This is a genomic window from Variovorax sp. Varisp53 (assembly GCF_059491555.1).
Genome location: NZ_CP168512.1, coordinates 2,388,428 through 2,407,904, shown reverse-complemented (window position 1 = coordinate 2,407,904; position 19,477 = coordinate 2,388,428). Strand labels below are relative to the sequence as shown.

The 19,477-nt window shown below is 68.9% G+C and carries 15 protein-coding genes and 1 riboswitch; of the genes, 5 read left to right on the top strand and 10 right to left on the bottom strand.

Going from position 1 to position 19,477, the window contains the following annotated elements; translation table 11 throughout:
• The first annotated feature begins 107 nt into the window (after positions 1-107).
• Genes ACEOAB_RS11190 through ACEOAB_RS11175 form a run of 4 tightly spaced genes read left to right on the top strand, consistent with a single transcriptional unit; the run spans position 108 to position 3,525 of the window.
• Entirely contained in the window at positions 108-1,181 is a 1,074-nt protein-coding gene (locus ACEOAB_RS11190) for a GNAT family N-acetyltransferase (protein WP_413750802.1), read from the top strand.
• Complete coding sequence (locus tag ACEOAB_RS11185; protein ID WP_413750803.1) at positions 1,178-2,029, top strand: PA4780 family RIO1-like protein kinase; 852 nt, start codon at positions 1,178-1,180, stop codon at positions 2,027-2,029. Before ACEOAB_RS11190 ends, ACEOAB_RS11185 begins: the two co-directional genes overlap by 4 nt.
• Positions 2,030-2,051: 22 nt before the next feature.
• Positions 2,052-2,987, top strand: a complete 936-nt coding sequence (locus tag ACEOAB_RS11180; protein WP_495653723.1) for an ABC transporter substrate-binding protein — start codon at positions 2,052-2,054, stop codon at positions 2,985-2,987.
• Positions 2,988-3,012: 25 nt separating this feature from the next.
• Complete coding sequence (locus tag ACEOAB_RS11175; RefSeq protein WP_413751085.1) at positions 3,013-3,525, top strand: SET domain-containing protein; 513 nt, start codon at positions 3,013-3,015, stop codon at positions 3,523-3,525.
• On the opposite strand, the gene ACEOAB_RS11170 is transcribed toward ACEOAB_RS11175, so the two are convergent.
• From ACEOAB_RS11170 to ACEOAB_RS11135, 8 genes are all read right to left on the bottom strand, one after another.
• The gene (locus ACEOAB_RS11170; protein WP_413751086.1) at positions 3,495-3,944 is read right to left on the bottom strand and encodes a vWA domain-containing protein; all 450 of its coding nucleotides are present in this window, start codon (positions 3,942-3,944) and stop codon (positions 3,495-3,497) included. The genes ACEOAB_RS11175 and ACEOAB_RS11170 overlap by 31 nt on opposite strands.
• A 203-nt stretch (positions 3,945-4,147) precedes the next feature.
• Positions 4,148-5,203 carry a magnesium chelatase ATPase subunit I gene (locus ACEOAB_RS11165; RefSeq protein ID WP_413751084.1) on the bottom strand — a complete coding sequence of 352 codons (1,056 nt, stop codon included), beginning with the start codon at positions 5,201-5,203 and terminating at the stop codon, positions 4,148-4,150.
• Positions 5,200-9,021, bottom strand: a complete 3,822-nt coding sequence (gene cobN / locus ACEOAB_RS11160; RefSeq protein WP_495653722.1) for a cobaltochelatase subunit CobN — start codon at positions 9,019-9,021, stop codon at positions 5,200-5,202. The genes ACEOAB_RS11165 and cobN overlap by 4 nt, the downstream gene beginning before the upstream one ends.
• A 12-nt stretch (positions 9,022-9,033) precedes the next feature.
• Positions 9,034-10,101, bottom strand: coding sequence for a cobalamin biosynthesis protein CobW (gene cobW / locus ACEOAB_RS11155; RefSeq protein ID WP_413750005.1), 1,068 nt, complete (start codon positions 10,099-10,101; stop codon positions 9,034-9,036).
• A gap of 134 nt (positions 10,102-10,235) precedes the next feature.
• Positions 10,236-10,913, bottom strand: a complete 678-nt coding sequence (locus tag ACEOAB_RS11150) for an energy-coupling factor ABC transporter permease (RefSeq protein WP_413750004.1) — start codon at positions 10,911-10,913, stop codon at positions 10,236-10,238.
• A gap of 73 nt (positions 10,914-10,986) precedes the next feature.
• Entirely contained in the window at positions 10,987-12,510 is a 1,524-nt protein-coding gene (locus ACEOAB_RS11145) for a PepSY domain-containing protein (RefSeq protein ID WP_413750003.1), read from the bottom strand.
• A gap of 11 nt (positions 12,511-12,521) precedes the next feature.
• Complete coding sequence (locus ACEOAB_RS11140) at positions 12,522-14,708, bottom strand: TonB-dependent receptor (RefSeq protein ID WP_413750002.1); 2,187 nt, start codon at positions 14,706-14,708, stop codon at positions 12,522-12,524.
• A gap of 129 nt (positions 14,709-14,837) precedes the next feature.
• Positions 14,838-15,116: riboswitch (cobalamin riboswitch) on the bottom strand.
• An 83-nt stretch (positions 15,117-15,199) separates the two neighbouring features.
• A complete protein-coding gene (locus ACEOAB_RS11135) occupies positions 15,200-15,421 on the bottom strand; it encodes a hypothetical protein (RefSeq protein ID WP_007839105.1) in 222 nt (73 codons plus the stop codon).
• A 154-nt stretch (positions 15,422-15,575) separates the two neighbouring features.
• On the opposite strand from ACEOAB_RS11135, the gene ACEOAB_RS11130 reads away from it, so the two are divergent.
• Positions 15,576-15,980, top strand: coding sequence for a hypothetical protein (locus ACEOAB_RS11130; RefSeq protein ID WP_413750001.1), 405 nt, complete (start codon positions 15,576-15,578; stop codon positions 15,978-15,980).
• A 14-nt stretch (positions 15,981-15,994) separates the two neighbouring features.
• Here the strand turns inward: ACEOAB_RS11130 and ACEOAB_RS11125 are convergent, their stop codons facing one another.
• Both ACEOAB_RS11125 and ACEOAB_RS11120 read right to left on the bottom strand, forming a co-directional pair.
• Positions 15,995-17,701, bottom strand: coding sequence for a cation:proton antiporter domain-containing protein (locus ACEOAB_RS11125; protein ID WP_413750000.1), 1,707 nt, complete (start codon positions 17,699-17,701; stop codon positions 15,995-15,997).
• Between the two features lie 355 nt (positions 17,702-18,056).
• A complete protein-coding gene (locus ACEOAB_RS11120) occupies positions 18,057-19,400 on the bottom strand; it encodes a dicarboxylate/amino acid:cation symporter (protein ID WP_413750933.1) in 1,344 nt (447 codons plus the stop codon).
• Positions 19,401-19,477: the final 77 nt, after the last annotated feature.

Genomic DNA, 19,477 nt, shown 5'->3' with positions numbered 1-19,477 from the left:
GGCCATCACCCGCCGCGACGACCACAAACCGCCCCGATTCAAACGCCGCTACCGGCACACACGTGCCGGCAGCGCCCCGTTCATTTGTCGAATCAAGGCCAACGACCATGCTTGAAACCCGTGCCGCACCTGCGCGGCATACCGTGACCACCGTGTTCGATCCCCAGCGCGCATCCGAAACCGACTGGGGCCATTTCCTCGCCTACTGGCGCCTGCGCGCCGCGGAAGACTTTCCCGGCGACCCTGTTCCTCCCGATGCCGACACCCGGCACAACGTGCTGCAGCCCAGCCCGCTGTATGCCATTCATCGCGTGCTCGCCGTTGGCGCGCACGGCGAATTCATCGGCAGCCTGAGCGCGAGCTTCCGCCGCGAAGGCACGCCCGGGCACGAGGCGTTCGCACCGTTCCTCGAAGCCTGGGGCGGCGTGCTGCGCCCTCACCGACGCCGCGGCGTGGCGAGCACGCTGCTTCGCGCGTTGCTGGCATTGATGGAAATGCATGGCAAGTCCGTCGCAACCATCAAGACCCACCTGCCCGACGGCCACGCCTTCCTGCAGGCCATCGGCGCCGTCGAAAAGCACCGCAGCGTCGAGAACCGCATGCCCCTGGCCGGGCTCGACTGGCAGATGCTCGCCCGCTGGCGCGCCGATGGCTTCGCGCCCGCCCACGGCCTGCGCGCCGAGGTGCACGCGGGCCGCGTGCCCTTCGAACGGCTCGCTGCGCTGATGGCGCCGCTGTCCGCACTGCTGAACGACGCGCCCACCACCAACCTCGAACGGCCGCCGCTGCGCTACGACCTGGAGGACTTCCCGCCCTGGTACGCCGACATGGACCGCCGCGGGGGCGAGCACTTTCTCGTGCTCCTGCTCGACGGGGACGAGGTGGTTGCGGTGTGCGACGCCTCCTGGAACCAGCGCTTCCCCGACCGCTTGCAACAGCGGCTCACGGCCGTCGCGCGCCAGTGGCGCGGCAAGGGCCTTGCAAAGGGCGTGAAGGCCGCCATGCTGCAGCTCGTGCGCGAGCGCCACCCCGAGGTCACGCTGGCCGTGACCCACAACGCCGAAGTCAACGCCCCCATGCTCACCATCAATCACCGGCTCGGCTTTGCCGCGCGCAAGCACGACGGCCTCTACCAGATCGACACGCAAAGCCTGCGGACCTTCCTGGAGGCGCGGCCATGAAGGCACCCCAGCGACTGCAGGCATTGATCGACGAAGGCCTGATCGACACCGTGGTGCGCCAGCTCATGAGCGGCAAGGAAGCCATGGTCTACGTCGTGCGCTGCGGCGACGAGACGCGCTGCGCCAAGATCTACAAGGAAGCCGACAAGCGCAGCTTCCGCCAGGCCGTCGACTACACCGAGAACCGGCGCGTCAAGAACACCCGCGAGGCACGCGCCATGGCCAAGGGCACGCGCTTCGGCCGCAAGGTGACCGAGGCCATCTGGCAGAGCGCCGAGGTCGATGCGCTCTACCGCCTGGCCGCCGCGGGCGTGCGCGTGCCCACGCCGCACAACTTCCTCGAAGGCGTGCTGCTGATGGACCTGGTGACCGACGCCCACGGCGACGCCGCCCCGCGCCTCAACGACGTGGTCTTCTCGCCCGAAGACGCGCTGCGCCACCACGCCAGCCTGCTGAAAGAGGTGATGCGCATGCTGTGCGCCGGCATCGTGCATGGCGACCTCTCGGAGTTCAACGTGCTGCTGGCCGAAGACGGCCCGGTGATCATCGACCTGCCGCAGGCGGTGGACGCCGCCGGCAACAACCACGCGCGGCGCATGCTGCTGCGCGACGTCGAGAACCTGCGCAACTTCTTCGGCCAGTTCGCGCCCACGCTGCTGCGCACGCACTACGGCGACGAGATCTGGCAGCTGTACGAACGCGGCCTGCTGCGCCCCGAGACGGAGCTGACGGGCACGTTCGTGCGCGAGACCGGCCCGGTCGACCTGCGCAACGTGATGCGCGAGGTGGACGACGCACGCGAGGAAGAAGCGGCGCGGCGCCTGCGCATGCAGGCACCGCGACAATAGCGGGCTCACAACGCCCGCCCCGATGAACCCCACCGCCCCGCCTCCCTCCACCCCACGCCCGCCGTTTTCCTCCGCCGCCCGCCAGATCGCGAAGGCCGCGGCCTTCGTGGCCCTGGGCTTCGGTTCGGTGGCGCACGCGGCGGGCATCCGCCTCGAAGACGACCGCGGCACCACGCTCGAACTGCAGGCGCCGGCGCAGCGCATCGTGTCGCTGATGCCCTCGCTGACCGAAACGGTCTGCGCGCTCGACGCCTGCGACCGGCTGGTGGGCATCGACCGCCATGCCAACTGGCCGGTGTCGGTGAAAGGTTTGCCGCAGGTCGGCGGCATCGACGACGCCAACATCGAGCGCATCGTCGCGCTCAAGCCCGACCTTGTGCTGCTGCGTCCGCGCAGCCGCGCCGCCGAGCCGCTGGAGCGCCTGGGCATCAAGGTGCTGGCGCTCGACGCCAAGACCCACGCCGACATGCGCCGCGTGATGGAAACCGTGGCCCGCGCCACCGGCCGCCCGGGCGCGGGCGAAGCCTTCTGGCGCAGGCTCGACGCCGGGCTGGACGCCGCCAAGGCTCGCGTGCCGGCTGGCTGGCAAGGCCGTCGCGTGTACTTCGAGGTGCACGGCGGCATGGCCGCGGCCAGCGAGAGCTCCTTCATCGGCGAGACCCTGGCCCGCCTCGGGCTTGGCAACGCCGTGCCGGGCACGCTCGGCCCGTTCCCGAAGATGAGCCCCGAATTCGTGGTCCGCGCCAACCCCGACGTGCTGATGGTGTCGGCGCTCGGCGAAATCTCCGCCATGGCTTCGCGGCCGGGCTGGTCGGCCATGTCGGCCATCCAGCGCGGACGCGTGTGCAGCTTCGCCTCGGCGCGCTTCGACCTGATGATGCGCCCCGGCCCGCGGCTGGACGAGGCGGCCGACGCCATCGTGGGCTGCCTGGCCTCGCTGGGCGCACCGAAGCCCTGACACCCGACGACTCATCCCTTCCGCCATGAAGCATCGCAAGCAAACCTCCTCCACTCCTTTCGTCCGGGTAGGCCCCAGCGGCGTGCACGGCCTCGGCGCCTTCGCCACGCGCGACCTGCCGGCGGAAGCTTTTCTCGGCCTCTACGAAGGCCGCCGCTACACCCAGGCCGAGATCGCCACCAAGGTCTGGGACGACCAGCTCACCTACCTGTTCACGCTGTCGAACCACGAGACCATCGACGGCGCAAAGGGCGGCAACGCCACTCGCCACCTGAACCATTCATGCGAGCCGAATTGCGAGGCCGTCGAGGAATACGACGAGGGCGGCGAAATGGTGCTGAAGTTCCAGACGCTGATGGCGGTGGACGCGGGCGACGAGCTGTTCATCGACTATTCGCTGACCGCGGACGACGGCTCGCCTCCGTCGAAGTACCCGTGTCATTGCGGCTCGCCCAGTTGCCGGGGAACGATGCTGGCGCCGGTCGAACCCGCCGCCGGGCAAGACGCTCAGGCGTTCGGGTTCGAGGCCGCGACGTAGCGCGCATCCCATTGCGTGGCAAGCTGCCGCGCACGGTGCAGCGGCACGCGCGCCGCCTCGAAGTCCACCACGCAGACCATGTCGGCGGCCTCTGGCCGCGCGGGGTTTTCGCTGCTGCGGCCATCGGTCAACAGCCACAGCCAGCGCTGGCGCGACTCGCTCTTCGCGAGCAGTTGCCCCGCGCGCTGCACGCCCAATGCCAGCGGTGTGCCGCCGCCCGCTGCAATCGGCGCGACCCAGTCGTCGTTCCAGGCGCTGGCGCGGCGCGGTGGCAGGCGCAGTTCGACCACTTCACCGGCAAAGCACAACAGCGCAACATGGTCGCGGCGCTGGTAGGCCTCCTGCATCAGCGCGAGCAGCAAGCCCTTGGCGCGTGCGAGATTGCCGTCGCTGCGCATCGAGGCCGAGCAGTCGAGCAGGAAGCAATGCAGCGCACCGCTGCGTGCCTGCTGCGGGCGGCGGCGCAGGTGCTCCGGGCGCAGATGGCCGGCACCGCGCGCCGCGAATGTGCGCGGCCAGTCGAAGGCCGAGCCTTGCGAGGCGGGGCCATGCCATGCATCCCTTTGCGAACCCTGCCTCCGGTCACCCTGGCGCGCGCCAGTGGGTGCGGCATCCCGGAGGCTCAGGCTTTTTTTGGCGCGGCCTGTGCGGGAGCGATCAGCGGGCGCAGCGGCTTCACGCGCTCGATGCCGACGGGCTCGGGCGGCATGGCGCCCCAGTCTTCATCGCCCGCGCTGTTCGCGGCGTCGGTCGGATTCGCGTCGGGCATTGCGGAGCGAGGGGCTGCCGATGGCGCAACCTCGGCTTCGGGCTTGCGCCGGTGCAGCAGCACGGCTTCGGCCACGCGCTGCACGTGGCTGGTGGTGATGGCGCCCGCACCGTCCCAGGCCGCGAGCGCGCGAGCGGAGCGCAGCATCACGAGATCGGCGCGCAAGCCATCGACGCCCGCCGCGATGCACAGCGCACCGACCGCCTCATGCACCGCATCGCCATACGGCAGCGCTGTCGCATCGGCCACGAGCGAACGCGCACGGACCAATGCGGCCGCCAGCTCGGCTTGCGCCTTCGCATGCGTCGTGCGAAAGCCCTGCGGATCGGCATCGAAGGCCAGCCGCGCACGCACGATGGCCTGTCGCTCTGCGGCGTCCTCGATGTTGCGCAGCTGCACGCACAGGCCGAAGCGGTCGAGCAGCTGCGGGCGCAGCGTGCCCTCTTCCGGGTTCATGGTGCCGACCAGCACGAAGCGCGCGGCATGCCGGTGCGAGATGCCGTCGCGCTCCACCACGTTGGCGCCGCTGGCCGCCGCGTCGAGCAACGAGTCGATCAGCGCGTCGGGCAGCAGGTTGATCTCGTCCACGTACAGCACGCCGCCGTTCGCGCGCGCCAGCAGGCCGGGCGCGAACTTCAGTTCGTGGCCGGCCAGCGCCTGTCCGAGGTCGAGCGTGCCCACGAGGCTTTCGAGGCTCGCGCCCAGCGGCAGCGTGACGAAAGGCGCGCCCGGCAGCAGCTCGGCCAGCGCGCGCGCAGCGGTGGTCTTGGCGGTGCCACGCGGCCCTTCGATCAGCACGCCGCCAAGGCCCGGATCGACCGCGGCCAGCAGCAGTGCCTGGCGCAGCTGCGGCTGGCCCGCGATCGCGGCAAAGGGAAAAGGCACCGGCATCGGGGCGGCAGTGGTCATCGCGAAAGTCCTTCCATCTGCTGCTCGTGACCGAGCAGCAGGTTTTCCAATTGGTCCTTGTAGTCGCCGGGCGATTGCCACAGGCCGCGCTGCATGGCCTCGAGCAGGCGGCTGAGCATGTCGTGCAACGCGCGCGGATTGTGCGCGTTCACGAAGTCGCGGGTGGCTTCGTCGAGCACGTAGGCGTCGGCGACCATCGCGTACTGGTGGTCGCCGACCACGCGCGCGGTGGCGTCGAAGCCGAACAGATAGTCCACCGTCGCGGCCATTTCGAAGACGCCCTTGTAGCCGTGGCGCTTCACGCCATCGATCCACTTCGGGTTGACCACGCGCGCGCGTATGACGCGGCTGATTTCTTCCTTCAGCGTGCGCACGCGCGGCGCCTGCGGGTTGCCGTGATCGCCGTGGTACATGGCCGGCTGCCGGCCGCTCAGGTGGCGCACGGCGGCGGCCATGCCTCCCTGGAACTGGTAGTAGTCGTTGGAGTCGAGCAGGTCGTGCTCACGGCTGTCCTGGTTCTGCAGCACGACGTTCATCGCGCGCAGGCGGCGCACCAGCGCGCCGGTGGCGGGCACCCCGTCGCTGCCCTGGCCGTAGGCGTGGGCGCTGCCGCCGACGTAGGCTTTCGACAAATCGTCATCGGTCTGCCAGTCGCCATGATCGAACAGCCGTTGCAGGCCGGAGCCGTAGCTGCCGGGCGCGGAGCCGAACACGCGCCAGCCGGCCTGCGCGCGGGCAGCCTCGGGCGCCATGCCCTGCGCTTCGAGCGCGGCGGCCTCGCCGAGGATGCGCGCGCGGATCGGGTTGCGCTCGGCGTCTTCGTCTTCCTGCGCGGCAACGGCCTGCACGGCCGCGTCGAACATCTGCACGGCATTGGGAAACGCGTCGCGGAAGAAGCCGGAGATGCGCAGCGTCACGTCGATGCGCGGACGGCCGAGGCCCACCGTGGGCAGCACCTCGAAATCGACCACGCGCTGGCTGCCCGGCGCCCACTTCGGCCGCACGCCGATGAGGGCGAAGGCCTGCGCCAGATCGTCGCCGCCGGTGCGCATGGTGGCCGTGCCCCAGACCGAGAGGCCCAGCGCCACCGGGTAGTCGCCATGCTCCTGCAGGTGCCGCTCGACCAGCTGCGCGGCGGACTTGAGGCCGAGCATCCAGGCGGTGGGTGTGGGGATGGCACGGGTGTCGACTGCGTAGAAATTGCGCCCGGTGGGCAGCACGTCGGGCCGGCCGCGCGACGGCGAGCCGCTCGGGCCCGGCGGAACGAAGCGGCCTTGCAGGGCGCGCGAAAGTTGCAGCAGCTCCTGCGCGCCGCAGGCATCGAGCGCGGGCGCGAGATCTTGTTCGACGCGGCCCATCACCGCAGCGGTATGCGGCATGTCGGACGGACAGGCGTTGTCCTCCAGCAGGCGCTGCGCCAGCAGCTCCAGCCGCTCGCGGGTATCGCCCTGATGCCGCCACGCATCGGTGCTCACCGATTGCAGCAGCGCGGGACGCGCGCCCTGCCACGGTTGTGCCGCGTCGATGTCGAGCGGGTCGAACGCCTCGCCCGGCAACAGGTCTTGCGACAACGCGCCGAGCAGCCCGGCATTGGCGCCCGCACCGTCGGCAGCCGGGTAGCGTGCCAATGCCAGCAGCGTGTCGCGCCGCAGCCGCTCGCGCGGCGACGCGCCGAACACATGCAGCCCGTCGCGGATCTGCGTTTCCTTCAGCTCGCACAGGTAGGCATCCACGCGCGCGAGCACCGCATCGTCTTCCGCGCCCGGCAGGCCACCCAGCTCTTCGACCAGATGCTGCGCCCGCACCGCCGCAAGGATCTGCGCGCGCAGCACCTTCGCGCGGCGCGCATCGACCAGCAGCGCGTCGTAGTACTCGTCGACCTGCCGCTCCAGGTCCTGCATCGGCCCGTGGTTCTCGGCGCGCGTGAGCGGCGGCATCAAATGGTCGACGATGACAGCCTGCGTGCGCCGCTTGGCCTGCGCGCCCTCGCCCGGGTCGTTGACGATGAAGGGGTACACGTTGGGCAGCGGCCCGAGGATCGCGTCGGGCCAGCAGGCCCGCGACAGCGCGATGCTCTTGCCCGGCAGCCATTCGAGGTTGCCGTGCTTGCCGACGTGCACGACCGCGTCGATGGCGAAGGCATCGCGCAGCCAGAAATAGAACGCGAGGTAGCTGTGCGGCGGCACCAGTTCGGCGTCGTGGTAGCTCGCATAGTCGGCCATGTCCAAGGTGCCCAGCGCACGCGCGGGCTGGATGCCGACGAACACGCGGCCCAGCCGCAGGCCGGCGATCATGAAGCGGCCGCGCCGCAGCATCGGGTCTTGCTCGGGCCGGCCCCAGCGTGCGTCGATGGCGTCGGCCATGCCTTCGGGCAGCGACGCGAGCCGCGCGCGGTACTCAGCCAGCCCGTAGCTCTGCCACGCCGGCCGGGCAGCCCACTGCGCGGGATCGTTCGCGATGCCTTCCTGCAGCTTGCGCATCAGCGCATCGCCGTCAGCGGGCATCGCGCCGGGTTCGCCCAGCGCATAGCCCTCGGCCGCCATCGCCTGCAGGATCGCCATCACCGAAGCCGGCGTATCGAGCCCCACGCCGCTGCCGATGCGGCCCTCGCTGCCCGGGTAGTTCGCAAGGATCAGCGCGATGCGCTTCTCGTCGGCGCGCAGGCTGCGCAGCCGGCACCAGCGGCGCGCCAGCTCCGCCACGAAGGCGATGCGGTCCGGCTCGGGCTGGTAGCTGACCACCTCGGTCTGCGTGAGTTCGCAGCGGTGCGACAGGCCCTTGAAGCTCACGGCGCGCGTGACGATGCGGCCGTCCATCTCGGGCAGCGCGATCTGCATGGCGATGTCGCGCGGACGCAGGCCCTGGCTGTCGGCCAGCCAGTCCTCGCGGTTGCCGCCGCTCACGATCACCTGCAGCACCGGCGCGTCGCCAGCCAGCGCGAGGGCTTCGCCTTCTTCATTCTGCGCGCCTTGCCCCAGCGCCGCAAAGGCCGTGGTGTTGAGCACCAGCTGCACGTCATGCTCGATGCACAGCGCACGCAGCGTGGACAGGCACAGCGGGTCTTTCAGCGAATCGAGCGCCACCGGCAGCGGGTTGAGCCCCTCGGCGCTCAGCGCCGCGGCGAGCGCATCGAAGGCCGCCGTGTTGCCCGACAGCAGGTGCGAGCGATAGAACACCAGCGCCACCACCGGCGCGCCCGCACGCCAGCCGGCGCGCAGGTCGTCGATGCCGGCCACGGCATGCGCCGTGCCCATGCCCTGCGGCACATGCAATGCGACCTGCGGCAGGCTGCGCGGCGGCAGCGGCGCCTCGCCATGGTCCAGGCCGTGGAAAGCCACCGCGCGCAGGAACTGCATCGCATTGCCCGCCCCGCCGCTGCGCATGTACTGCCAGAGCTGGCGGCTCACCGCGCGCGGCGCCGTGCTGCGCGCGAGCAGGTCTTCGTCCTCCTGCAAGTCGCCGGAGAACATGGCGAGCTGCTGGCCCTTGCGCTTGGCGAGCTTCTCGAGCTGCTGGAGTCCGTAGGCCCAGGCCGATTCCGCGCCCAGGTGGTCGACCACCACCACGCGCGCATGCTGCAGCACCTCGTCGATGTACAGGTCGAGCGAGGCCGGCTGGCGCAGGTGCATCAGGTTGGCCAGCCGCAGCGACGGATAGCCCGGGTCGGTGACCGCCAGCGCCGTGCGCGCGGCCGCGAGCAGCGCGAGCGTGGTGTCGGCCGAGCTGAGCACCACGATCTCGCCCGGGGTCTGGTCGAGCCGGGTGACGACGCTGTCGTCCTCGACAAAACGTCCGGGCTGGGTGCTCAGCAGGTGCATCGGTTCAGGTGGTCAGGCGGCGACTGCGCTCACCTCTTCCAGCGCCTTGCGCAGCGCGGCTTCGTCAAGGTCTTCGCCGATGAACACGAGCCGCGTGCGCTGCGCCTCGCCGTCGCGCCAGCGGCGGTCGAAGTGGTGGTCGAAGCGGCGGCCCACGCCCTGCACCAGCAGGCGCATCGGCTTGCCCGGAATGGCGACGAAGCCCTTCACGCGGTAGATGGTGTGCTGTTCGACCAGTTGGCCCAGCACGGCCAGCAGGCTGTCGCGGTCCACGGGCGGCAGCTCGATCACGAGCGAGTCGAACTCGTCGTGGTCATGGTCTTCCTCGTGGTCGTGGTGGCTCTCGCGCAGGTGGATGGTGGCTTCGGCCTCACGGCGCTGGCCCAGCAGCAGCGCGAGCGGCAGCCTGCCCTCGGTGGCGGCGACGATCTTCACTTCGGGCGGCAACTCCTCGCGCACCAGCGCCTCGACCTTGGCCCGCGCGGCGTCGTCCATCAGGTCGGTCTTGTTGAGCACCACGAGGTCGGCGGCCGAAAGCTGGTCTTCGAACAGCTCATGCAGCGGCGATTCGTGGTCGAGGTTGGGATCGGCGCGGCGCGCTTCGTCCACGGCCTGAGGGTTTTCGGCGAACTGACCCGAGGCGGCGGCCGGGCCGTCGACCACCGTGACCACCGAATCCACGGTGAAGATGTTGGCGATGTCGGGCCACTGGAAGGCCTGCACCAGCGGCTTGGGCAGCGCGAGGCCCGAGGTCTCGATGAGCACCGCGTCGAGCTCACCGCGGCGCTCGGCCAGCTGCAGCATCACGGGCAGGAACTCTTCCTGCACGGTGCAGCAGACGCAGCCATTGGCCAGTTCGTACAGGGCGCCCGCACGCTCGTTGCCTTCATCGTCGCAGCCGATGCCGCAGCCGCGAAGAATCTCGCCGTCGATGCCGAGCTCGCCGAACTCGTTGACGATCACCGCGATGCGGCGGCCTTCCGCGTTGCCGAGGATGTGGCGCAGCAGCGTGGTCTTGCCGCTGCCGAGGAAGCCCGTGACGATGGTGACGGGGATCTTGGCGTTGTTTGCTTGTGTCATGGAAAGGATCTTTCAGACGCCGCCGGCGATGACGGCGGCGCGATGGATGAGCGGCAGACGGGCGCCCGGCGGCGCACCGTCGAAGTGGGCCGCGGCGCCCTCGGGGAAGAGGAAGCGCGTGCGAAGAGCGCGGATCAGACGCCGCCGTACAGGCGACGCTCGACGAAGGCGGTGCCCTGCAGCCGGCGCCAGGCCTTGGCCGCAGCCAGCACGCCCAGGTCGACCAGCGGTTCGACAAGCACCACGGTCATGTAGGCCGCGCCGAAGCTGGCGATCTGGCCCAGGTTCTCGATGCCGGTGCCGCGCCCGTAGAGCGCCCAGAAGCCGACCCAGACCACGATGCCGCCCTGGTAGGCCACCGACAGCTTGAAGGCCTGCTGGTAGCCGATGTCCACATACGCCAGCTTCTCGGGAATGATCCGGCGGGCCAGCGCGGAAGTGGCGAACAGCGGCACCAGCAGCGTGGTGACGTTCATGCCGTACTGCGGCAGGTCCTGCGGCTCGAAGAACAGGCCCTGCACGAGCAGCCCGCCCGCCAGCCCGATGGCCGCGGGCGCCAGCCCGAACACCAACAGCAGCGTGGTGCCCAGGATCAGGTGCACCTCGGACACGCCCACCGGATGGTGCGGGAACACCTCGAAGAAGCAGAACACCAGCGCCACCGCGATGGCGGAGCGCAGCACCAGCGCGGCGGGCCCGTCCTTCATGAGCATCTGGAACGCGACCTTGCCGGTGTAGGCAAGAGCGGCTGTCGCCGTCGCGTAGCTGAGGAAAATCTTGGATCCGTCGACGAGACCTGGTTCGATGTGCATCGAGCACCTCCTGAAATGCACCGCAGTGCGAAAGTTGATTGTTGGTGGATGGGCCGGCTCGCGCAAGCCCCTGTCATGAACGCCGAAGCACGGGCTGCGCTACCTGCACGGCCGACGACCGAGGCTTGCGCAGCAACCGCCGCCAGCCGATCACCACGCCGCTGGCCGAGGCCACGGCGCCGATGATCGACAGCAGCCACATCACGATGTCCCAGGCTGGCCGGTACTGGATGAGCCAGGGAAAGTCGAGGCTGTGCGCCGCGTTGAAGAGCCAGCGGCGCAGGCGCGAATTGCCGTCGTTGCTGCCGACGACCTGCCCGCTGGCGGGGTCGATGTAGATCCAGCTGCGCGCGGGGTCGTCGAACTGAAGCCGCCATACGGGCACGATGCGCTCGCGGTGGTGGCCGTACCAATGGAAGTCTTCGCGGGTCTGGAGCACGGCCTGCGTGACGGCCGATCCGGACCGCAGGCGCGGGGCGGCGCGCAGGATGTCTTCGCGGCTTATCGATGCAATTGCGCCGGTGGCGGCGTCGATCACGCGAACGTGGGCCTGCGCATCGCGCAGCTGCAGCAGCGGCTTGCCATCGAACCACAACAGCACGGCTTCGCGCGGTGCGGCAGCGCCCTCGCCGGTCGGCAGCGAAGCCGGCGGCCATGGGAACGGCGATGTGCCGGCGCCCGTGTAGCGCGCCATCACCGCCGCATCGACCGGCCCGCGCTGGAACCAGCCATTGGGGTTCATCGACAGCCAGCCGCTGACGATCCACGTCAGCACGAAGAAGCCGCCGATCAGCCCCGCGATGTGGTGCCAGGCCATCCAGCCCTTGTAGGGCGTGACCAAACCGTTGCGGAAGCGCCGCCTCAGGCGCACCCGCAGGATGCCGATGACGATGCCCGTCACGGCCGAGACGATGCACGCCCCCGACAGCCACACCACCACGTCGTGCCACAGCGGCGGATCGGCGCGCAGCGGCGTGAAGTAGATCCAGTGCGGCACGGAGCCCAGCCAGTTCCAGAAGCGCTCCGAGCGCGTGGTGTCGCGCACCACCTCGCCGTTGCGCGAGGACACATACAGCTCGGTGCCGGCCGCGTCGCCGACCTCGATGCGGTGCAGCGGGCGCAGCGGGTCCAGGCCCTGCGGCACCGTCCACTGGTCGCGCTCCAGCGTCTCGGCCCAGTGCGCGCCGGCACGGCCCGAGAAGGCCCGCGCAATGGCCTCGGCCTGCGCGGTATCGACCGGGCCGGGCACATGGCCGTCGCGCGCCGAGACGGTGTGCCGGCCGCCGCGTGCATCGACGATGCGCCACACCGGTTCAGGGTTGTTGCCGCCCTGCATCTCCAGCACCATGCGTCGCGGCGGCTGCGGTAGTCCGTCGAGCACGGCAGCGGGCGACACCGCCGCCTGTTCGAAGCGCAGCGGCGCGAGCCCCGCCAGCCGCTCTTCGTCCGTGAGGTTGGGATACCCCACGTACATCATCACCACGCCCGAGACGAACCACATGGCGAACAGCAGGCAGCCGCCGATGCCCAGCCATCGATGCGTCCAGTAGAGCCAGTGCCGAATTCGCGGCCAGGCGCGGCGCCATGCAGAGGTCATGAGGGCACTGCTCAGAAGTTGACCAGCGCCGACAGCTCGAACGAGCGCGGCCGCCCCAGCAGCCACTGGTTGCCGCCGTTCGAGAACGACACCGGATAGCGCCGGTCGGCCAGGTTGTAGGCGCGCAACGCGAGCTTGAGCGACGGGTTCGCCTGCCAGCTCACGCCCGCGTCGGCCACGGTGTAGGAGCCGATCTTGCGCGAGTTGGCCGTGTCGGCCTGGCGCGGGCCGACGTAGCGCACGCCGAACTCGGCCTCCCACTGCGGCATGAAGCGCCAGTTGAGCCACAGGTTCGCTGCCTCCTCGGGCACGCCTGTGGGCGTGTTGCCCGCGCGCGAGATCAGCGACTGGCCGACCAGCTCATTGAAGTCGTCGTAGCGCGCGCGCAGCTTGGCGACGTTGGCTTCGAGCCTCAGCGTGGATGTCAATGCCAGGTCGAGCGTGGCCTCGATGCCTTCGGACGACTGCTTGCCGATCTGCTGGGTGATGGTCGGGTCGTTCGCGTCGCGCGAGAGCAGCTTGTTCTTCTCGATGCGATAGGCCGCCACCGTCCAGGCACCGCGGTTGTCGGCTAGCTGGCGCTTGTAGCCGACCTCGACCTGCTTGCCGGTGCTGAGGTCGAAAGCCGCCTGCGAGGCCGAAGTGGTCACCAGCGAGCCCAGCGGATCGGCCGCGCGCGCCACCTGTGCATAGAAAGACTGCGACACATCGGGCGCGTAGACCACGCCAAGGCGGCCGGTGGCGTACTCGAAGGTCTTGCCGAAGCTGTTGGCGGCGTTCAACAGGTCGGTGCGCGCGATCTTCGCGTGATCCCAGCGCAGGCTGCCCACCACCGACCATTGCTCGTTGAAGGCCAGCTTGTCCTCGGTGAAGAAGGCGTAGGTGCTGGTCCTGGTCTTGTAGCGCGGCGTGTAGGCCACGGGCGACGCGTAGTAGCCGGGGTTGAAGACGAAGGGGTCGACCACCGAGCGGCCGCCATAGGGCGAGTCGTTGGTGTGCGTGAAATCGATGCGGTTCGCATCGAAGCCCACCAGCATCTGGTTGGCCAGGCCGAACAGGCTGTGCCTGAAGGTTGCGTCGGTGCGGTTGCCGATCTGCTCCTGGTCGTGGCCGATTTCCAGGTAGTCGCCGCGCGTCACGCGGCGCGTGGCGGCGTTGTAGGTGTAGGTTTCGCTGTTGCGCCAGTGGCGCTTGCTCTCCAGCCGGTAGAGCTGGTTGCGCACGATGACGGCATCGTTGGGCGTCCACTGCGCATCGAGCCGGGTCCACTTGTCGCGGTACTTGATCTCGGCGTCGTCCACGTTGTAGTTCTGGCGCAGCGTCTGGCTGCCCAGGCGGCCGTCGATCAGCGGCACGCCGTAGTAGCGCTGCGGCGACTGGCTGCCTTCGTCGTGCGACAGCGTGAACTGCAGCTGCGGTGACACGTCGAGCCGCACGGCCGCGCCCACGGCGAGGCTCTCGGCCTCCCCGCGCTGCATGAAGCCGTCGGTGGCGCGGTGGCTGATGTCCAAGCGGTACGAAAGCCTGTCGTCGATCGCCCCGCCGCTGCCGAAGGCCACCTGGCGGGTGGCGTCGGAGCCGAGCGTGATGAGCGCCTCGTTGCGGATCGGGCCGCGCGTGGGCTTCCTGGGCACCACGTTGATCGCGCCGCCGATGGCGCCCTCGCCGTACATCACCGAGGCCGCGCCGCGCAGCACCTCGATGCGATCGACCGACCAGGTGTCGAACGGAAAGGTGACGGTGCCCGCGCCCGCATACAGGCGCGTGCCGTCGAACAGCTGCATCACCGAGCCGTGGCCCGAGAAGCCGCGCGCGGCCATGGCTGTGCCGCCGTTGCCGGGGCCGGGCGAGCCGGTGATGCCGGTGGCGCGGGTGGCGGCGTCGATCACCGAGACGTCGCCGCGCGCGCGGATGGTGTCGCCCGTCAGCACCTCGATGCTGGCCGGCGTTTCCAGCGGCGTGAGGCCAAGGCGGCTGCCGGTGTACGAGGGCTCGTCGATGGCCAGCGGCGCGTGCCGCTCGGCCTCGACCTGCACCGGCTTCAAACTCTGGCCGCTGCCGGCCGCTTCATCCGGCGATTGTGCGAAGCCCGCGGAAGGCCCGAACGCCAGCCCCAAGCCCAATGAGAAACCCGAAAGACGCGCCCAACGCAGCGGCGTACCCATGCAATCGCGCGCCGGCGATGCTTGCTGACCCATTTGATCTCTCCTGCGACCTGCGTCCCCGCAGGCTCCCGACCGATAGAGGAAGCAACGGAAGAGGCGAAGGGACTGCGGCGGTCCGCGCGAGCGCGAGGCGGCAGGCCCGGACACGCACTCCCGCAGCGTCCGAAGGCGGTTGCGAAGGCCGGTATCCGGGCTCGCGGAGCGCCGCGGTGTGCTGTGGGATTGCACACCGCGGCCGAAACCCTCGCCTTCCCACGCCGATGCGCAGTGGCTGCCCGTACCTGCGTGGAAGCAGGCATGGGCGTGAGGGTTTCCAGATCCGCCGACCGTTGCGGGGGCAGCGCAGGAGTTGACGCGTCAAGATCGACGCGGCGCACCTGCTTCCCGTTTAACCCCGTGGCCATCACATGGCGTGCGGGGCACCTTCGAACCGTGTTGCCTGGCGCAAGTCAGTTAATAAGAACTGATACACCAGGGCGGGCGGAATTATAGGGAACGGCCTGCGGCAAGCCGCGCCGAGAACTTCAGGCGGGCTTCCCGTCGGGCCCGAACAGCCGCCGCAGCACGGCCACACCCGCCACCAGCGCATTCGAGTAGGTGGCGTAGGGATCCTGGGCGGCCTCCAGCGGCATGTAGACGTGGGAGGTTTCGCCCGGCGTGTCGTCGACCGCCTCCATCAGCACCCAATAGAACTCGCCCGCTTCCAGTTCATGGACGGTGAGTGCGACGTTTCTTGATAAGGACATGGAAGTGGGCGTGACGGGGTGGTTTGTCCTGAATGGGCGGCGAACCCATGCGGTTGACAGTGCTTTCGGGGTTCTCCTACAGAGTCCGGCCCGCGCGCGGCCTAATGTTGTAGTCAGGGATCTTCGAAGAACCTCAAAAGAGCCAGGAGGCATCATGAAGCATTTCACTCTTGAACCGAAGATGCGGTCGAGCATCGGCGGCGCCTTTTACCCGACCGGCTACTCGATGGTGATGTTTCCGAGCGCAGAAGATGCCAACCGCATTGGTCACCGCCTGATCGAAAAAGGCATGAGTGGGGACGAGATCTACCTGCTTCCCGCGCAAACGGTGCTGGACGAGATCACGCCGACCGTGAAAAGCTCCGACGATCCGTTGCCGTCCGCCGGCACCGATGCCGCGACCGTACGCGCCTATACCAAGCTGGCGAACGAAGGCCACACGGGCCTGCTGGTCAGGACCCGCGACAGTGCGACGGCCGAACGCCTGATGGAACTGGTGCGCACGGTGCCCTATTCCATCGCCCAGCGCTACCGCACGCTGGTCATCGAAGACCTCTGACGGCATGGCGGGCGTCAAGCCGGCACGGCCATCGACACGGCCCGCTGGACGACATCGCGCGCCATGGCCTGGGCCAGTTCCTGTTCGCCCAGGAACACGGTGGCGGAGGTTTCCTGCGTGAGCAGCCGAGCCTCCTGCTCGTTGTGGCTGCGGATCACGGTCTGGATGGTGGGGTTGAGCGTGCGGGCCGTCTCCATCATCTGACGCACGTTCATGGCGTCGGGCGTGGCCACCACCAGCACGCGGGCACGCGCGATGTGCGCCTGGATCAGCACGGCCGGATCGGCCGCGTCGCCCCACACGGCCGGCGTACCGGCTTCGCGCAGCTTCTCGACCAGTTCGCGGTTCTGCTCGGCCACCACATAGGGGATGTCGTGCGCGTCGAGCTCGGCCGCGATGCGGCGCCCGACGCGGCCGTAGCCCACGAGCACCACCTGCCGCGAGAGGTATTTCGCCTCGGTGGTCATGGGCAGTTCGGCCAGCGGGTCATCGCGCGACTCGAGCCCGCGCGCGAAGGAGAAACGGGCATGCAGCCACTTCTGCATCGGCACGATCAGGCTGAACCACAGCGGGTTGGTGGCAATGGAGATCAGCGCGCCCGCCAGCACCAGGCTCTGCCCTTCCACCGGCAGCAGGCCCAGCGACACCCCCAGCCCGGCCAGGATGAACGAGAACTCACCGATCTGCGCGAGGCTGGCGCTCACCGTGAGCGCGGTGCCCAGCGGGTATCGGAACACCAGCACCAGCGCGCAGGCCGCGAGCGACTTGCCCAGCACGATGACGAGCACCACGGCCAGCACCTGCAGCGGCCGGTCGATCAGCACCGAGGGATCGAAGAGCATGCCGACCGACACGAAGAACAGCACCGCGAAGGCGTCGCGCAGCGGCAGCGATTCCTGCGCCGCGCGGTGAGCGAACTGCGACTCGCGCATCACCATGCCGGCAAAGAAAGCGCCCAGCGCGAAGGACACGCCGAACAGCGCCGCCGAGGCGAAGGCGATGCTCACGGCGGCGGCCACCACGCACAGCGTGAACAGTTCGCGCGAGCCGGTGCGCGCGACCTGCCAGAGGATCCACGGGAACACGCGCCGCCCGACCACCAGCATCAGCGCGACGAAACCGCCGACCTGCAGCAGCGTGAGACCCAGCGTCTGCCACAGCGGATCGCCCGGCCCGGCCTGCGCGCTCTGGCCGCCCAGCGCACCCGCCAGCGGCGGCAGCAGCACGAGCACCAGCACCATGGCCAGGTCTTCGACGACGAGCCAGCCGACGGCGATGCGGCCGGTGAAGGAATCGAGGATGCCCAGGCTTTCGAGTGCGCGCAGCAGCACGACGGTGCTGGCCACCGACAACGCCAGCCCGAACACCAGCGCCGCGCCGGGGCTCCAGCCCCACCACAGGGCGAGCCCGCCGCCGAGCAGCGTGGCCACGGCGATCTGCGCGAGCGCACCGGGCAGCGCGATCTTGCGCACGGCCAGCAGGTCGTCGAGGGAAAAATGAAGGCCGACGCCGAACATCAGCAGCATCACGCCGATTTCGGCAAGCTGCGCGGCAATGCCTGCATCGGCCACGAAGCCCGGTGTGAACGGGCCGATGATCACGCCGGCCAACAGGTAGCCGACCAGCGCCGGCAGCCGCAGCCTGGCCGCCAGGAACCCGAGCACGAGCGCCAGCCCCAGGCCGGCGGCTATCGTGTTGATGAGGGAGACGCTGTGGGGCATCGCTGCATTTTGCAGGAACGATGTCTGGCTTTTTATTTCACACGGTCTTCTTTGAGGGGCTCTTTTTCGGGCTCTTCTTGGGGGTGCGTGCACAGGCCACCGGGTACTCCCCTCCGCGAATGTCCCCCGCCTTCGGCTCCTCCTTTATTTCGCTGCGGGGAGCACCCGATGCCCTGTGCACGAGGGCACGCTGCCGGTGAACCGCTGATCAACGACCGCTCTGTCCAACGATCACGCCGATGGGGTGCCTTGCGCAGCGAAATAAAGGAGGAGGCCGCAGGCCGGGGGACATTCGCGGAGCAAGGCACCCCGTCGGCGTGATCGCCCCCGAATCACATACACAAAAAGTTCAACCTCAGCCAGCCATCTTGCTACTGCGCGCCGCGTCGAGCACCTCGGGTTCCTGCGCCTCGACCCAGCTCTCGTTGTTGAGCCCGGCCTGCAGCCGCGCCTCGTCGAGTTCGTTGGTCCACTTGGCGACCACGATGGTGGCCACGCCGTTGCCGATCAGGTTGGTCAGTGCGCGGGCTTCCGACATGAAGCGGTCGATGCCCAGGATCAGCGCGAGGCCCGCCACCGGCACATGGCCCACGGCCGATAGCGTGGCCGCCAGCACAATGAAGCCGCTGCCCGTGACGCCCGCCGCGCCCTTCGAAGTGAGCAGCAGCACGGCCAGCAGCGTGATCTCCTGCGTGAGCGTCATCGGCGTGTTGGTGGCCTGCGCGATGAACACGGCCGCCATGGTCAGGTAGATCGACGTGCCGTCGAGGTTGAAGGAGTAGCCGGTGGGAATGACGAGGCCCACGCAGGTCTTGTTGGCGCCCAGGTTCTCCATCTTCTCCATCATGCGCGGCAGCACCGATTCGCTCGACGAGGTGCCCAGCACGATCAGCAGCTCTTCCTTGATGTACTTGATGAACTTCCAGATGCTGAAGCCGTGGAAGCGCGCGATGAGCCCCAGCACCACGAAGATGAACAGCAGGCAGGTCAGGTAGAAGGTGCCCATCAGCTTGCCGAGCGAGAACAGGCTGCCCAGGCCGTACTTGCCGATGGTGAATGCCATCGCACCGAAGGCGCCGATGGGCGCGAGCTTCATGATGTAGTTGACGATGCCGAAGAGCACGTGCGAGCCCTTCTCGATCACGTCGAACACCAGCGTGCCGCGGCCGCCGAAGCGGTGCAGTGCAAAACCGAACAGCACAGCGATCAGCAGCACCTGCAGGATCTCGCCCTTGGCGAAGGCGTCGACCACCGTGCTCGGAATGACGTTGAGCAGGAAGTCGACCGTGCCGGTCATCTTGCCCGGGCCGGTGTAGGCCGCGATGCTCTTGGTGTCGAGCGTGGCCGGGTCGATGTTCATGCCGGCGCCGGGTTTGAGCAGGTTCACCAGCACCAGGCCGACCAGCAGCGCGATGCTGCTGACGATCTCGAAATACAGCAGCGCCAGCCCGCCGGTCTTGCCGACCTTCTTCATGTCTTCCATGCCGGCGATGCCCACCACCACCGTGCAGAAGATGATCGGCGCGATGATCATCTTGATCAGCTTGATGAAGCCGTCGCCCAGCGGCTTCATCGCCTCACCCGTCGCCGGGGAGAAGTAGCCGAGCAGCACGCCGATGATCACCGCGGTGATCACCTGCACGTAGAGGGAACGATAGATCGGGAGCTTTCTGGCGGGTGTGATTGTTGTGCTTTCCATGGCTTGCCTCCGGAGGGTTTGGAAACTGTAGGACGCGTATCGGCCGCTTTCTATCCGTGGAACCCGTATCGATGAAA

Coding starts and splice junctions, on each gene's coding strand:
- ACEOAB_RS11130 (WP_413750001.1), top strand. CDS start 15,576: ATGAAGCATTTCACTCTTGAACCGAAGATGCGGTCGAGCATCGGCGGC.
- ACEOAB_RS11120 (WP_413750933.1), bottom strand. CDS start 19,400: ATGGAAAGCACAACAATCACACCCGCCAGAAAGCTCCCGATCTATCGT.
- ACEOAB_RS11135 (WP_007839105.1), bottom strand. CDS start 15,421: ATGTCCTTATCAAGAAACGTCGCACTCACCGTCCATGAACTGGAAGCG.
- ACEOAB_RS11180 (WP_495653723.1), top strand. CDS start 2,052: ATGAACCCCACCGCCCCGCCTCCCTCCACCCCACGCCCGCCGTTTTCC.
- ACEOAB_RS11140 (WP_413750002.1), bottom strand. CDS start 14,708: ATGGGTCAGCAAGCATCGCCGGCGCGCGATTGCATGGGTACGCCGCTG.
- ACEOAB_RS11185 (WP_413750803.1), top strand. CDS start 1,178: ATGAAGGCACCCCAGCGACTGCAGGCATTGATCGACGAAGGCCTGATC.
- ACEOAB_RS11175 (WP_413751085.1), top strand. CDS start 3,013: ATGAAGCATCGCAAGCAAACCTCCTCCACTCCTTTCGTCCGGGTAGGC.
- cobN (WP_495653722.1), bottom strand. CDS start 9,021: ATGCACCTGCTGAGCACCCAGCCCGGACGTTTTGTCGAGGACGACAGC.
- ACEOAB_RS11125 (WP_413750000.1), bottom strand. CDS start 17,701: ATGCCCCACAGCGTCTCCCTCATCAACACGATAGCCGCCGGCCTGGGG.
- cobW (WP_413750005.1), bottom strand. CDS start 10,101: ATGACACAAGCAAACAACGCCAAGATCCCCGTCACCATCGTCACGGGC.
- ACEOAB_RS11145 (WP_413750003.1), bottom strand. CDS start 12,510: ATGACCTCTGCATGGCGCCGCGCCTGGCCGCGAATTCGGCACTGGCTC.
- ACEOAB_RS11190 (WP_413750802.1), top strand. CDS start 108: ATGCTTGAAACCCGTGCCGCACCTGCGCGGCATACCGTGACCACCGTG.
- ACEOAB_RS11150 (WP_413750004.1), bottom strand. CDS start 10,913: ATGCACATCGAACCAGGTCTCGTCGACGGATCCAAGATTTTCCTCAGC.
- ACEOAB_RS11165 (WP_413751084.1), bottom strand. CDS start 5,203: ATGACCACTGCCGCCCCGATGCCGGTGCCTTTTCCCTTTGCCGCGATC.